The organism is Streptococcus danieliae (genome assembly GCF_025447695.1).
Classification (GTDB): Bacteria; Bacillota; Bacilli; order Lactobacillales; family Streptococcaceae; genus Streptococcus; species Streptococcus danieliae.
The window spans coordinates 1-13670 of sequence record NZ_JAOBSU010000043.1 but is presented as its reverse complement, the minus strand read 5'-3'; the positions used below and the strand labels follow the sequence as shown (position 1 = coordinate 13670).

Here is a 13670-nt window from a genome sequence, read left to right as displayed (position 1 = left end):
AATTTCAAAAAAATCCAGTTCTATCAAGCGATTGAGTTAGGTTGATTATAACATAAAGTGATAAACTCGGGATTATACCACAAATCCTGAATTGTTCCCCTTTGAGACTAAAAAAGAGCCCTGAAAAGGACTCTTTTCAAGAGCTCAACAGAAGTTGTAAAATCTGCTATCGCGACTTCTGTGCCTCTTGAATTTCTTTCATTTTTTCTAACAGGCTGGCCTTAGGCTTTTTCAAGCTTCCCTGTTTCCGGGCTTGCTTTTCATGAAACCGTTGCACCTGAGCCTTGCCCTTGTCATCCAATTGGTATTTTCCCATAGATTCACTTTCTTTCGTATAGTTTCAGCGTTTGGAGGTCCGTTTTAACCTCCGTATAGGTCGTTGTCAATTCTTTATCGACATCCTCCAATAGGGCTAGATTGGGATTAACCACAATATAGCGAGGCCGGACGCTCTCCAAATCATTGGCTAAGCGCAACTGGTTTTCTGCTAACTGCTGGTAATAGACCGGACTCAGTAGGGCTGACGCAGACCACTTGCCGGCTTCCTGGTACCAATTGGCCCGACTATCCCAGGCGTAGATGGTATCCGACCGATCCGCCTCTTGTTGCAGGTAGGCCAAAACATCCTGACGCTCAGCCTCTAGCGAGCGCTCGCCCAACCATTTTTGGCCCAAAGGTAAAAGAACAAGGACAGCTCCCAAAAGCAGGGGCAAGTAGAAAAGACTAGCCAGATAACCCTGGAAGAGAGAACTCATCCGCCGCTTTTTCTGGTGACGACCGGGCTGCAGACCGCTCTGGATCCGATCAAAACTGAAGATTTGCAGCAGCCAGAAATAAATCAGTCCTGGCAGGAGTTGGTGGAAACCAAATTCCCCCTGGCTGCTAGCCACCAACCAGATGGCTAGTGTCCCAAAGATCCCCAAGGGCAAGTAGAAAAGACTTTCCTGGGTCCGGGAAGACTGACTGAGAGCCAAGAGGCCTAGTGGTAGCCCCACACCAACCAAAAACAAGCCATAGAAAAAGGCTGTTTGGAGCTGGTCAGCTCCTGTAAACTGGAAGGTCTGCCAGACATAAGAACCCTGGTTCAAGGCCTGACCAAAGGTCCCATTCCAGACAGTCACATAATCCAGCGGATAGAAGAGCAGGGAGAAACCAATCAAGGCCGCCAAGAGCTGGGACAAACCCAGACCTAGCTGCTTAGCCCGCAGATTCCGGTAGAACAGATACAAACCGTTCACCCCAAAAAAGAGGGTCCCTGTAAAGGGATCAATCAAGACAACCACAGCAGCCAGGGCTCCGTATCTCAAAAAGCCCTTATTCCCTGTCTCCCCTGCACTCACCGGTACCAACAAGTCCAAGGCCAGAATCAAGAACGGAAGTGTAAAGAGAGCTGAATAAAGCCCTCCGAAGCCTAAAATAAGGATTAGGAAATAGAAGAAATGAGTGGCCGCTTCCGCAACCTCTTTTTTACCTGTCAACCGATTGGCCAAGGCAAAAGCCTTCCGCCCACTAAAATAAGAGGACAGGAACTGGAACAGGATTAAAAGAACTGTCCCCTGGTAGGAAGATCCTAACCAAATCAAGCCATAAAATAAAATGCCGGCAGTCCCGTAAACATCCTTATAGACCAGTTGTCCTTGCTGCAGAGCCCAACCAGCATACAGGATCTGCTCCTGCAGATTGGTCGCTAACTGCGTAAAAAAGGGATTGGCCACACTAAAGAAGGCTAGGAAAAAACTCCAAAGCAAGGGGCTGACAAAGGGAAGATGGATATCTTCTGTGACCTCGCGTTGGGCCTGGTGTTTTGACCGGCGTTTCCAGCGAGATTCCACTTGTTGTTCCGTCATAGCATACTCCTTTTTACATTCCTCTCTAGTATACCAAAAAAGAAGGGGAGTCGGACCTCTCAGCTGAAATTCCTTCTCTCCTTCTCCTAAAGCTCTTACAAAAGTGGGGCAAAAATCTGAACCACTTCCTTGATCAACCGTTGGTACCAGGTTGCTTTTAAGCTCTGATCCGTAACTTCGATCGACTGGTCAAAAATGGTTTGAAAGTCCCTGTGCATGTCTGCCAAACTATTGGTTTTGTACATCAAAACAGCATTTTCATAATGATGGACCAGACTCCGGTAGTCAAAATTAATAGTTCCAACTACGCCTAGATGGCCATCAACTAGTACATTTTTAGAATGTACAAAACCCGGCTCGTATTCAAAAATCCGCACACCGGCACTCCACAAGTCGGGATAGGCTCCTCGGGTCACCAACTGGATAATCTTCTTATCTGGGATATAGGGGGTTACAATCCGGACATCGACTCCCCGCAAGGCTGCATTTTTAATGTCCTCGGTAAGATCATAGTCCATAATTAGGTAGGGGGTGGTGATGTAGACATAGTCCTGGGCTTGGGTAATCAAATTTTGATAGACCTTTTTCCCGACCTGGTCTTTGTACATGGGCTTTGGTCCAGACCCATACGGAATGTAATAACCCTGCCCCTCTTTTTTTTCGTCCAACAAATGATAATGGTCAACGCCCTCTAGCTCACCTCGGTTGATGTACCAATTGATTAAAAAGAGACGGACCAAGGCTTGGACGGCTTCGCCCTCGAGACGGATACCACCATCCTTCCAATGGCCAAAACGGAGCCGCTGGTTGATGTATTCGTCGGCCAAGTTGACCCCACCGGTATAAGCGACCATGCCATCAACCACGAGAATTTTCCGGTGGTCCCGGTTATTGTAGGCCACGGTCATCCGGGGAATCACCTTGTTAAACTGACAGGCCTCAATCCCCGCCTCCCGTAATCGGCGGGCATAGTTGCCCGGGAGGGTAGCCATACAGCCAATATCGTCATAGAGGAACTTGACCTCAACGCCCTGGGCAGCCTTCTGCTTGAGGATATCCAAAATTTGGTCCCACATGAGACCGGGTTCGACAATATAATACTCCAAAAAGATAAACTTCTCAGCGGCCTGCAGATCCTGTAAGAGAGACTGAAAATAGTTCTCCCCCAAGGCTAAAAATTCGGACTGGGTGCCTTTATAAATGGCTGAACCTGGATCGATTTTCAGCAGGGCCTGCATAATCCCAGCCACTGACCGGTCCTGGTCCCGAACCTCTTCTAATAAAGGCTTAGACGAGGGAACAAAAAAATCATACTGGCCAATGGTCTCCAGCTGTTGGATTTCCTTTTTGGATAGCCGTCGTTCCCCAAACATCAAATAAAGCAGGGGACCTAGAACCGGTACCATGGCTACTAGGAGCCAGGTGGCCTTGCTATCGGGTGCCATATTTCGATTAAAAATCGAGATGATCGTGGCGATGGTAATTAGCAAAATAAATCCTAACCAGATATAGGGAAATATTTGGCCGAAATAAAAGAAGGCGGCAAAAACCAAGGTTAATTCCACCAACATAATAACCAGACTCAAACCATATTTCCACATGATTAGTCGTAATTTACGCACAATTCTTCCTCTTTATTAGCCGGTGCGTTTAAAGACCTTTTCAGGCTCTAATTCACCCAAATCATCGTATTCAATATCTTCGATATACAGGTGGTGATTGTCCACACGGTAGAGCATGTACTCTTCATCCACGAGCATTCCTTCCTGATCAACTACCTGAATCGAGCGGACAATCTTATTTCCAAGCCCGTCGTCGGAAATCAGCGTCCCTTGTCCCCCTTTGAGGATTAGGTGATAATTTTCCTCCTCAGATGATGCCATATAGGTACCATCCAAATTTTCTGGAATCGCCAAAACCGTTTCTTCTTCTACGGGTTGCGCTTGCCTCGATTTTCCCGAGCAGGCTGTCAATCCTAGGGCAACAAAGAGTATCACCCCTACGATCAGCCATTTCTTGGACATTTTGCTACTCCTAAACTCTTTTTTTCATCTAGTATACACCATTTTTACAAAAATGTTGGCCAATTTACTCACTTATTAAGCCTTTACGGACTTGACCAATAAAATGTAAAGAACCTGTAATAAAAATCGGTCGTCTTTCCTCGGTCCCAATAAAGGAGACCAGATCCTTTTCCAGCAAGTCTAGCCCCAAGGACAGGCCATCCTTTAAGCCCCCTTCAAAAGGCACCAGATAAAAGTCTGCTTGCGGCAGGTGGGTCTGTAAATAGACCAGCATGTCTGTATAATTTTTCCGCGGTAAAAAACCTAAGAGAAAGATCGGATCCGCCCAGTTATGCGCCTGCACAAAGGCTACTAATCGCTTCATGGCGGGCACATTGTGGGCCCCGTCTAAATAAACCCCGGGCCGGACTACCTCCAAGCGGCCTGGCCAGCTAACGCGGCTCAGAGAGGCCCGTGCTTGAGCAGGATTAAGCGCTAAGCCTCGCAAGGTCATCCAGCTATGGGCTGCCATCAAGGCCAGCGCTGCATTCTCCTGCTGGAAATCGCCCAAGAGGCCCAGCTCTAGCTGATCCAACCGGAAATCCCTGGCCTCAAAACTTCCGTCCTGCCAGACAAAATCCCGACCGTACTGATAGACCAGATTCCCGTAAGGGGCAGCCTCCGCTTCAAAAATCGGCAGCAGGTCTGCTCGCAAGGGACCTAGGAGGAGGAGCTGCTGGGGATTGACCAGCCCAGCCTTCTCCCAGGCGATCGCTTCCAGACTGTCACCAAGCACCTCCTGATGGTCTAGGCCAAGGGAAGTAATCAGAGCCAGATCACTGGCCACCACATTGGTAGCATCCTGACGCCCACCAATGCCCACCTCCAGCAAGGCTACATCGACCGCCTCCTGCGAGAAGTAAAGGAAGGCCACACAAGTCCACAACTCAAAGTAGGACAGGGGACCCAGCTCCATCTGCGCCTCCGCCTGCTGGATTTGGGTGATGATCCTTTGAAGATCCGCTAAAGGAATCAATTCTCCATTCAGACGAACTCGCTCCCGCATATCTTCCAAGTGGGGGGACGTAAAAGAGCCAACCTTGAGCCCCTGATCCTGCAAGATCTGACCTAAAAAGGCTTGAGTTGACCCCTTGCCATTGGTCCCTCCAAGCTGGATACTCGCAAAATCTCGCTCAGGATGACCCAGCAAATCCAAAGCCTGCAAAAAACGCTTCTTGTCCTTGGGAAAATTCAACCCAATCCGACTATCAAACCAGGCTTCCAACTGCTCAGGATTCATGGAGACCTCCTCTTCCTTACATACTCAAAAAGCCGAGGCAAGCATCACCTGCCTCGACTCCTGTTAGCAATAAAACTCCACTTTCCTATTTCTAGGCTCGGGAGAGGCTGGGACAAAAGTCTAGCCTCTCTCTTTATAATTAGCAAAATACCTTTGACGCAGTAGTTGATTGGGTCTAACAGCATTGTTGCTGTTAGAGAGTAACAAATCTTGTTTGCGAAGCAAACTCCAATCGTTCGCTATATGAAGAACATTCCATGTTCTTCCATTTGGAAGCTCAGCGAGTCAATTCCTGACTCGCTGAGCTTCCGAACCCGACCTAATCAACCTTGCGGGGGTGGGACTACGAGGCTGGGACAAAAGTCTAGCCTCATTGACTTTGGTTAATAAAATGCTTTTGACGCAGTAGCTGATTGGCCTCTTCGTTCGCTTTTCAAGCTCGGAAGAGGACCTAATCAGCCTTGCGGGGGTGGGACTACGAACTAAATTTTTTCAAATTTAGTTCTGTCCCACTCCCTGTCCCACTCCCTTACTCTTCAGTCATGAAGCTGTTGAAGACTTCTTCAATCATGTCCCATTCAGCGTTGGAGTCTTCTGGGATTGGTTGGAGGTCGCCTTCTGTACCATCTTCATTTTCTGTGTAAGAGTAAGCTTGAATTTCGACTTGGCCGTCTTCGTCTTCTTCTGCACCAACGGGCATCAAAAGGACATAGTTTTTACCAAATTCTTCGCGGCCATCGATGGTTAGGATGATCTCAAATAGGCTCTCGTTCCCAGCATCATCTACCAGGGTGATAACATCGCGTTCCTGTTCTTCGTGTGAATGTGACATGGTTTCCTCCTAAAAGTGGCGGTCAAGATAATTCTGCAAAATTAACTGAGCCGCTAGTTTATCAATAACTTTTTTACGTTTGGAGCGGCTGACATCCGCTTGTTCAATCAGCATCCGCTCAGCAGCGACGGTTGTAAGTCGCTCATCCTGATAGGCTACTGGTTTGCCAAACTGTTCTTCCAGCTGCGCCCCGTAAGCCTGACTGGCTTCCACACGTGGGCCGCTGGTATTGTTCATATTCTTGGGTAGACCAATCACAAATTGATCCACTTTATATTCTTGGACAAGTTGAGAAAGACGTTCAAAGCCAAACTCACCCTTCTCTTCATCAATGGGAATGATCTCCAAACCCTGGGCGGTAAAGCCCAAGGGATCTGAGATAGCAACTCCAACTGTTTTGGAGCCCACATCAAGACCCATAATTCTCATTAGAAATCGACTCCTTGTCCTTTCAAGTAATAGCGGACCAGTTCTTCCACAATCTCATCACGTTCATATTTACGAATTTGATTGCGAGCATCGTTGTAACGAGGCACATAGGCTGGGTCCCCGCTCAAAACGTAACCGACAATCTGATTGATGGGATTGTAGCCTTTTTCGTTTAGGGACGTGTAAACATGGGTCAAAGTCTCGCTGATTTCTTTTTTATTGGAATCATCAAGATTAAAACGGACTGTTTCATCTGTAAAACTCACTATTACACCTTCTTTCTCATTTAGTATTCCCCCATTATACCATAGTCAAACTGGGAAAACAATGAAGTTACGGGGCATCGGTTACGATCGCACCATTGGATTGGCGAACTTCCAAGAACTTGCTTGGTTTCACTTCGCTCATTTCAATGATACCACTTCCTTGGAAGTAAGTGTTGTTCCGAATCCCTTCTAAATCCAAATCTTGAAAATTATAGGTAGATAGATTCTTGAGTCGTTGGTCTTCTAGAACTTCAATGTTACTGGTAAAGCCTCGAACAGCTGTTGCCGCCTTATAATTTTCATCTTCGTCCAGACTAGCCTTCAAACGGGTATTGGTTTCAGCTACCCCCACTTCTTCAACTGACTTCTTAAGCTCTTCGGTCAAGGGACTGATCACCTCAATTTCAAAGGTCAGATACTGGTCTCCTTGGTAGGTAAGGGTTTGAACCGTTGTTGTTCCACCCTCAGCTGTTGGGAATTCCAAGCGTTTTTTCTGGACCGCATTTTCATCGACTTTCTCGGTTAGGATGGGAAGCGTAGCTGTAATTTTCACCTCTTCCTCCCCTGGCTTACTAGCCTCTTTTTTCTGACCACAGCCTGCCAAAATAAGCAAACTAGCCGTCGCTGTTATTAGAATTTTTTTCATGACATGAGTCTCCTCTCAGCCTCTATTTTATCATACTGTCTGGCGACTGACAAAAAGCTAGCGCAAACGAGCACTAGCTTTACTAAAATTAGAGAGCCGCACGTAGGCGGGCCTCCGCATTTTCAACATTGCGAACCGAGCGCGGAAGGAAAGCACGGATATCATCTTCTTTGTAGCCCACCTGGAGACGCTTAGCATCCACCATAATCGGGCTCTTGAGAATCCGTGGATTAGCAAGAATCAGATCCACAACCTCACTAAGGGGTAGGTCTTCCAAATCAACCCCTAGGCTCTTGGCATAACGATTTTTGGAAGAAACAATGCTGGCTACGCCATTATCGGTCTTGGCTAAAATCGCCATTAGCTCTTCCCGTGTGAGGCCATCTTTTCCAATATTTTTTTCTTTATAGCTTAATTGATGTTGAGTTAACCAGGTTTTTGCTTTTTTACAGCTTGTGCAACTTGAAACCGTGTAAATTTTGATCATGCAAAATCCTCCTTTCGCTACACTACTGTTAGTTTACCGGATTTTTGGAAACAGGCCATCGGTCCCTAGACTGACTTTTGCAATTTATTCCTCAGGAAAATCAAAATCCCGCAGAATGTCCCCTCCCAGGAGTCTTATTCTTCAATTTCGATTTCTTCCAAATCCAATGGCAAATCTTGTGCCATGTCCGCAGCTTCTTCAAGGACTTTTTCATCTACCTTTGGTTGAGCAGCAGTCGCCGCTGCTTCCCCTTCTGGTAATTCGGCTACTGGCAAGCCAAAATGTTGACGAACCTTGCGGTCGATTTCATCAAAGATGGCAGGGTTTTCCTTGAGGAACTTCTTAGCATTTTCGGAACCTTGCCCAATCTTGTCATCCCCATAGGAGTACCAAGCTCCAGATTTTTTAATGATATCCAGGTCGCTGGCAATTTTCACCAATTCACCAGTGGCAGAAATTCCCTCACCATAGATGACTTCTACAACCGCTTCTTTAAAGGGTGGTGCAATCTTGTTTTTCACGACCTTGATTTTGGTTTCCTTACCAATATTCTCATCTTTTTGATCGCCTGTTCCCTTGATTTGGGAATTTCCACGAACATCGAGACGAACAGAGGCATAGAATTTCAGGGCACGACCACCTGGTGTTGTTTCAGGATTCCCGAACATCACGCCGACCTTTTCCCGAAGTTGGTTGATAAAGATCGCCACCGTTTTGGTTTTGTTGATAGAAGCTCCTAGTTTCCGCATAGCTTGACTCATCATCCGAGCCTGCAAGCCAACATGGCTATCCCCAATATCTCCGTCAATCTCCGCTCGTGGTACCAAGGCTGCAACCGAGTCCACAACCACCAAATCAATCGCTCCGGAATCAATCAATTTACCAGCGATTTCCAAGCCTTGCTCCCCTGAATCGGGTTGGGAGAGGAGAAGCTCATCAATATTAACACCAAGGGCTTGGGCATAGGCTGGATCCAAGGCATGCTCGGCATCAATAAAGGCTGCAATTCCACCCTCTTTTTGAGCCTGGGCAACCGCATGAAGTGCAACGGTCGTTTTACCAGAACTTTCTGGCCCATAGATTTCGATAATCCGCCCTTTGGGATAACCACCTGCTCCCAAAGCGATATCTAAAGCCAAGCTCCCTGAACTCATGACTTGAACTTTCTGATCCATCCGCTCCCCCAGACGCATGATGGATCCCTTACCAAAATCCTTTTCAATCAATTTCAGAGCATCATCCAAGGCCTTCTTTCGCTCATCTCCAAATTTTTTGGTAATTTCAGGTAATTTTTTTTGTTTTTTTGCCATTTTCTCTCCTTATCTCTAATGCAAGACACTTCTTCTATTATAGCAAAATCCCTTATTTGATTAAAGTTTTCAGTATTAAATGAAAAGCCTCTAAAACAGCCAACTGACGAATGGTGTTGCGGTCCCGACCGCCTAGGTAGAGACGGTGACTGCTGGTCCCCTCGGGACCAGCCAAACCTAACCAAACCGTTCCAACTTCCTGCCCTTCCAGTTTGTCCGGGCCCGCAACCCCTGTCAAGCTAAGAGCCAAGTCTGCCCCTGTTCGGGCTCGGGCACCTAGTGCCATCTGCTCGGCAGCCCAGGCCGACACCATACCAGCGGCCCGCAGGTCCTCCAGGGGAATCCCCAACATCTGGCTCTTTTGCTCCAAACTATAGGTGATAAAACCACCCGGAAAAACAGTGGAAGCGCCAGGTAGGCCGGCCAACTCTGCCTGCAAGAGGCCTGCTGTTAGGCTCTCGGCTGCTGTCAAGGTCAAGCCCCGCTCCCGTAACAAATCGAGGACTGTTTGCGCCAAATTCTGATCATCGCCATAGGCATAGAGATAATCCTTTAAGTCTCCTTCTTGCAGAATGGCTGCCTCCAACTGATTCAGAAGCTGCTCGCCTTCTTCCCGGCTAGCAGCCTGGGCGGTCAAGCGTAGGGTTACTTCGCCAACCTTGGCATAGGGAGCCAGGGTTGGATTGGTTTGGTTCCGAATCAAATCAGCCAAACGCGTCACCAACTGGCTTTCCCCAATCCCAAAAAAGCGCAGAACCCGTGAATACAGGGCCTGATCCTGTTGCAACAGCGGGGCTACCTGTTCTAAAAACATGGGTTGAAGCTCACTTGGTGGGCCCGGCAGGACCACATAGGTCACCCCCTGGTCCTCAATCAGATTCCCCACAGCCAAACCGGTCCGATTGGGTAAAACACGCGCTCCCTCAATGGTATCCACCTGGCGATCATTGTTGGCAGTCCGAATCCGATTGGGACTACTGGCAAAGAAGGCATCCAACTTAGCCAGCCCTGCTGGGTCTGGAACCAAGTTCCGACCTAAAAAAGAAGCCAGAGTTTGCTTGGTCAGATCATCATCTGTCGGCCCGAGACCTCCTGATAAAATCACCCAGTCCGCACGCTGACGCGCCAGACTCAAGACCTCTGTCAGGCGCTCGGCATTATCGCCAACAACCGTATGGTAATAAACACCGATTCCTAAACCCGCCAATTCTTGGGATAAAAACTGGGCATTGGTGTTGGCAATTTGCCCCATCAACAACTCTGTTCCCACAGCAATGATCTCTGCCTTCATGGCCTTCTCCTTTATTTCACCAACATCTTCAAGGCTGACTTCATGTAATTTTCAGCCGTATCCGCAGTTCCATCAAAGAACTTACGAATTTTCTTCAATTCTGCCGCCTTATAGCCCAAGGCTTGCAAGGCTTCCATGGCCTCATCCAAGGCCTGATTCTCCGCTGCCTGCGCTAGATTCAAGACCGGAGTCTCAACTGCCTGTAATTTACCTTCCAAATCCAAAATCATCTGCTGGGCCGTTTTCTTCCCAATTTTAGGGAATTTGGTTAAATAGGTACTATTTTTCTCGCTAATGGCTTGCACCAAGCCCTCATGGTCATCGGCCGCAATAATGGCCAAGGCTGAAGTAGGCCCAATTCCCGAAACAGAAATCAAATGTAAAAAGAGCTCTTTCTCCGCTTCATCTCGGAAACCATAGAGGGTATGGGCATCATCACGGATGGCCTGGTACAAATAAATGGTCAATTCCTGATTCAGCTGACTGCTATAGGCATAGGGATTGGCGACATGAATGAGGTACCCAATCCCCCCCAGTTCCACTACCACTGCATTGCTACGAATCTTAGTCAGCTGCCCTCTCATATATTCAAACATAACTGGTTACTTTCTATTCATATTTTCCAAATTCTCGGAGACTCTTATGGTTCTCCTGGATACGCCGGAACATCTTCTCCATATCTCTATTCGTAAAATGAACCAAAACCGGTCGTCCATGAGGACAATTATAAGGATTTTGGCAGAGACGTAATTGATAGAGAAGATGACGGGCAGACTGCTCGTCCAGTGAATGATTGGCCTTAATGGACCGCTTACAGCTCATCATAATAGCCAATTCAGCCCGGTACTTATGGATAGAGACTTCCTTGGTCAACAGCAGCATATCACACATCTCATATACCCCAGCCTCAATCTCTTCTTCCTTGAACCAAATCGGATGTTCCCGCAAGATAAACTGGTTGTTGCCGTAATCAGACAGGTGGATACCGACCTCCCTTAAAACAGGCAATTGCTCCTTGATCCGCAGGAAATCACCGGCTGAAAATTCAAAGAGATAGGGCACCAATAATTGTTGCTGAGCACCCGAAACCTCACCGATAGACTGGCGGTATTCCTCGTACTTCACGCGCTCCTGGGCAGCATGCTGGTCCACAATATAAAGTCCGTCTTTGCCCTGAGCAAATAGGTAGGTCCCGTGCATTTGACCAAAATACTCCAATTCTGGGAAAGTGGCGGTTTCCTCACCATCTAATTTACCATAGGCCTTTTCTAGACTAGGCAAATCCAGCTCCGGATGGTCCAAATCACTGTAATCCGCTGCCTGCCGTTGGGCAAAGTGCACCGAACTTGAAGCTGGACTGGCTTCTTCGACCAGAGTCAGGGGAGCTTGCTCTGGTTCTGGAACTGGCTCTTTTGGACTAGGCTGGTAGTAGACAGGATTGTCTTCTAGGACCAGGCTGGTTTGAACCGGCTTGGCAACTTTTCCAACCGCAGATTTAGCCAAATTTTCCAAGGCATCGGGAATCAGATCCTGCTCTTTGAGGGCCTCTTGGATAGCCTGGCGAATCAGATCCATGACCTCTTTTTCTTTCGACAAACGCAATTCTTGCTTGGTCGGATGGACATTGACATCTGCTAAAAAGGGATCCAATTCAATATCCAGCACAACGAGTGGAAAGCGGCCGACCATGAGCTTGCTACCATAACCCTCAAGAATGGCGCGATTGAGGAGAAAATTCTTAATGTAGCGGCCATTAATCAGAAGGGTGATGTAGGAGCGGTTGGCTCTGGTCAATTCCGGCAGGCTTACATAGCCCTGAACGGAAATATCCAAATCGTGCGCCTCAACGGCTACCATCTTCCGAGCCGTTGTCAGCCCATAAATGGCGGCCAACACCTGGCGTAGATCTCCCTGTCCACTGGTTTGGAGAAGCTGCTTATCCTCATTAATGAGCGTAAAAGAGATGCTGGGATGGGCCAGACTAAGACGGTTGACGACATCCACCACATGAGACAACTCCGACTGAGGACTCCGCATGTACTTGAGACGGGCTGGGGTATTGTAAAAAAGATCAGCCACTCGAACAGTCGTCCCTTGAGCCCGACTAATGGTCTCTTCTTCCAAAATCTCCCCTGCCTGTGTGACCAAGCGTTGGCCCTTCTTGGCTCCAGCCGCCTGACTTTCCAAGGTTAGGCGACTGACGGAAGCGATGGAAGGTAGAGCCTCCCCCCGAAAACCTAGGGTGCGAATCCGAAAAAGATCGGCTTGACGTTTAATTTTACTAGTGGCATGGCGCTTGAGGGCTAGAGCTAGTTCCCCAAAAGCTATGCCACGCCCATCGTCGCGGATTTCAATCAACTTGAGACCAGCCTCTTCGAGACGAATCTCAATGGACTGGCTGCCCGCATCAATGGCATTTTCTAACAGTTCCTTGACCACGCTGCTGGGACGCTCAACAACCTCTCCAGCAGCAATCTGGTTGGCCAGGACTTCCGGTAATTCTAGAATTTCTGTCACACTAACTCCTCTTTCTAAATAGCAAGAAAGAGGCGGGATTGGATGATCCAGCCTCTTTTCTATGGCATTGTTTGTTGCGCTCGCATAAAGACGTGCAGAGCAGCCTCTGAGCTCGTTCCAATAACCAAGCTATCTGCTTTGGCTACTTGGTCATGAAAGGGCAGTTTTTGCCCTGCTGGAACGATGGTCAGGGCAGACGAGGCTCCACCAATTTTGTAATGATCGGATATTAGGGTGCCCTCATTCTCTTCTAGTCCATTAAAGATGGAAGCATCAAAGCGGTCACTGCTGCCATCTGCTTCAATCCGGAGTGCTTCTCCCTTATCATTTACCCAGGTACCAACCAGACTGGCATAATCACCAGCCAGGATCGCTTGAGTATCAATACTGGTCTCTTGGACTGGGCTAGCCTCAGCGTCAGAGCTTGCACTGCTAGAGGAAGCAGAGGACATACTGGTGCTAACAGCCTCTTGACTGGAACTTGTCGCAGCCGAGCTTGCTTTTAACCCTGTTGCAGGTTTGGTCCCACAGGCGGCGAGAAGAAGAACCAAGCTCGTTAGGCACAAAAAGAATCGTGTTCGCATGTGAGACCTCCTGATGGATTTTCTATTACTATTTTAACCCTTGACTAGTCTTTTGTAAAGGAAAAGTCCTACTTTGAAAAAGAGGCTGGGACAAAAGTCTCATAAAGCCTAAAAAGGAGAGATTCATCTACTGAAATGAGTCTCTCCTTTTCTTTTAG

At 47.8% G+C, this 13670-nt stretch carries 15 protein-coding genes; all 15 read right to left on the bottom strand.

All coding sequences use genetic code 11. The features are described 5' to 3' along the window. Positions 1 to 166: 166 nt before the first annotated feature. A complete protein-coding gene (locus N4310_RS04315; RefSeq protein ID WP_262092198.1) occupies positions 167 to 316 on the bottom strand; it encodes a hypothetical protein in 150 nt (49 codons plus the stop codon). A gap of 4 nt (positions 317 to 320) precedes the next feature. Then, complete coding sequence (locus N4310_RS04310) at positions 321 to 1847, bottom strand: heme transporter CcmD (RefSeq protein ID WP_262092196.1); 1527 nt, start codon at positions 1845 to 1847, stop codon at positions 321 to 323. 95 nt (positions 1848 to 1942) lie between these two features. Further along, the gene (gene cls, locus N4310_RS04305) at positions 1943 to 3448 is read right to left on the bottom strand and encodes a cardiolipin synthase (protein WP_262092199.1); all 1506 of its coding nucleotides are present in this window, start codon (positions 3446 to 3448) and stop codon (positions 1943 to 1945) included. A gap of 36 nt (positions 3449 to 3484) precedes the next feature. Further along, on the bottom strand, positions 3485 to 3871 hold the full coding sequence (locus N4310_RS04300; protein ID WP_262092195.1) for a hypothetical protein: 387 nt from the start codon (positions 3869 to 3871) through the stop codon (positions 3485 to 3487). Positions 3872 to 3935: 64 nt separating this feature from the next. After that, positions 3936 to 5150 carry a bifunctional folylpolyglutamate synthase/dihydrofolate synthase gene (locus N4310_RS04295; protein ID WP_262092194.1) on the bottom strand — a complete coding sequence of 405 codons (1215 nt, stop codon included), beginning with the start codon at positions 5148 to 5150 and terminating at the stop codon, positions 3936 to 3938. Positions 5151 to 5679: 529 nt separating this feature from the next. After that, positions 5680 to 5982 (bottom strand): DUF1292 domain-containing protein, encoded by a 303-nt coding sequence (locus N4310_RS04290; RefSeq protein WP_160332501.1) that lies wholly within the window; start codon positions 5980 to 5982, stop codon positions 5680 to 5682. 9 nt (positions 5983 to 5991) lie between these two features. Continuing rightward, positions 5992 to 6411 (bottom strand): Holliday junction resolvase RuvX, encoded by a 420-nt coding sequence (ruvX, locus tag N4310_RS04285; RefSeq protein WP_160332502.1) that lies wholly within the window; start codon positions 6409 to 6411, stop codon positions 5992 to 5994. Then, positions 6411 to 6677, bottom strand: coding sequence for an IreB family regulatory phosphoprotein (locus tag N4310_RS04280; RefSeq protein WP_160332503.1), 267 nt, complete (start codon positions 6675 to 6677; stop codon positions 6411 to 6413). The genes ruvX and N4310_RS04280 overlap by 1 nt, the downstream gene beginning before the upstream one ends. A gap of 67 nt (positions 6678 to 6744) precedes the next feature. Next, a complete protein-coding gene (locus N4310_RS04275) occupies positions 6745 to 7323 on the bottom strand; it encodes an SP0191 family lipoprotein (protein ID WP_160332504.1) in 579 nt (192 codons plus the stop codon). A gap of 88 nt (positions 7324 to 7411) precedes the next feature. Beyond that, a complete protein-coding gene (gene spx / locus N4310_RS04270; protein ID WP_160332505.1) occupies positions 7412 to 7810 on the bottom strand; it encodes a transcriptional regulator Spx in 399 nt (132 codons plus the stop codon). Positions 7811 to 7944: 134 nt separating this feature from the next. Continuing rightward, entirely contained in the window at positions 7945 to 9120 is a 1176-nt protein-coding gene (gene recA, locus N4310_RS04265; protein ID WP_262092193.1) for a recombinase RecA, read from the bottom strand. 52 nt (positions 9121 to 9172) lie between these two features. Continuing rightward, on the bottom strand, positions 9173 to 10411 hold the full coding sequence (locus tag N4310_RS04260) for a competence/damage-inducible protein A (protein WP_262092192.1): 1239 nt from the start codon (positions 10409 to 10411) through the stop codon (positions 9173 to 9175). A gap of 11 nt (positions 10412 to 10422) precedes the next feature. Then, positions 10423 to 11007 carry a Holliday junction branch migration protein RuvA gene (ruvA, locus tag N4310_RS04255; RefSeq protein ID WP_262092191.1) on the bottom strand — a complete coding sequence of 195 codons (585 nt, stop codon included), beginning with the start codon at positions 11005 to 11007 and terminating at the stop codon, positions 10423 to 10425. Between the two features lie 13 nt (positions 11008 to 11020). Continuing rightward, the gene (gene mutL, locus N4310_RS04250; protein WP_160332509.1) at positions 11021 to 12928 is read right to left on the bottom strand and encodes a DNA mismatch repair endonuclease MutL; all 1908 of its coding nucleotides are present in this window, start codon (positions 12926 to 12928) and stop codon (positions 11021 to 11023) included. A gap of 59 nt (positions 12929 to 12987) precedes the next feature. Next, positions 12988 to 13512: a DUF6287 domain-containing protein gene (locus N4310_RS04245; RefSeq protein ID WP_262092190.1), complete on the bottom strand. Its 525-nt coding sequence runs from the start codon at positions 13510 to 13512 to the stop codon at positions 12988 to 12990. Positions 13513 to 13670: the final 158 nt, after the last annotated feature.

What these genes read in the sequence shown, in the direction of transcription:
- N4310_RS04315 (WP_262092198.1), bottom strand. Translation starts at nt 316, where the DNA reads ATGGGAAAATACCAATTGGATGACAAGGGCAAGGCTCAGGTGCAACGG.
- N4310_RS04310 (WP_262092196.1), bottom strand. Translation starts at nt 1,847, where the DNA reads ATGACGGAACAACAAGTGGAATCTCGCTGGAAACGCCGGTCAAAACAC.
- cls (WP_262092199.1), bottom strand. Translation starts at nt 3,448, where the DNA reads ATGTGGAAATATGGTTTGAGTCTGGTTATTATGTTGGTGGAATTAACC.
- N4310_RS04300 (WP_262092195.1), bottom strand. Translation starts at nt 3,871, where the DNA reads ATGTCCAAGAAATGGCTGATCGTAGGGGTGATACTCTTTGTTGCCCTA.
- N4310_RS04295 (WP_262092194.1), bottom strand. Translation starts at nt 5,150, where the DNA reads ATGAATCCTGAGCAGTTGGAAGCCTGGTTTGATAGTCGGATTGGGTTG.
- N4310_RS04290 (WP_160332501.1), bottom strand. Translation starts at nt 5,982, where the DNA reads ATGTCACATTCACACGAAGAACAGGAACGCGATGTTATCACCCTGGTA.
- ruvX (WP_160332502.1), bottom strand. Translation starts at nt 6,411, where the DNA reads ATGAGAATTATGGGTCTTGATGTGGGCTCCAAAACAGTTGGAGTTGCT.
- N4310_RS04275 (WP_160332504.1), bottom strand. Translation starts at nt 7,323, where the DNA reads ATGAAAAAAATTCTAATAACAGCGACGGCTAGTTTGCTTATTTTGGCA.
- spx (WP_160332505.1), bottom strand. Translation starts at nt 7,810, where the DNA reads ATGATCAAAATTTACACGGTTTCAAGTTGCACAAGCTGTAAAAAAGCA.
- recA (WP_262092193.1), bottom strand. Translation starts at nt 9,120, where the DNA reads ATGGCAAAAAAACAAAAAAAATTACCTGAAATTACCAAAAAATTTGGA.
- N4310_RS04260 (WP_262092192.1), bottom strand. Translation starts at nt 10,411, where the DNA reads ATGAAGGCAGAGATCATTGCTGTGGGAACAGAGTTGTTGATGGGGCAA.
- ruvA (WP_262092191.1), bottom strand. Translation starts at nt 11,007, where the DNA reads ATGTTTGAATATATGAGAGGGCAGCTGACTAAGATTCGTAGCAATGCA.
- N4310_RS04245 (WP_262092190.1), bottom strand. Translation starts at nt 13,512, where the DNA reads ATGCGAACACGATTCTTTTTGTGCCTAACGAGCTTGGTTCTTCTTCTC.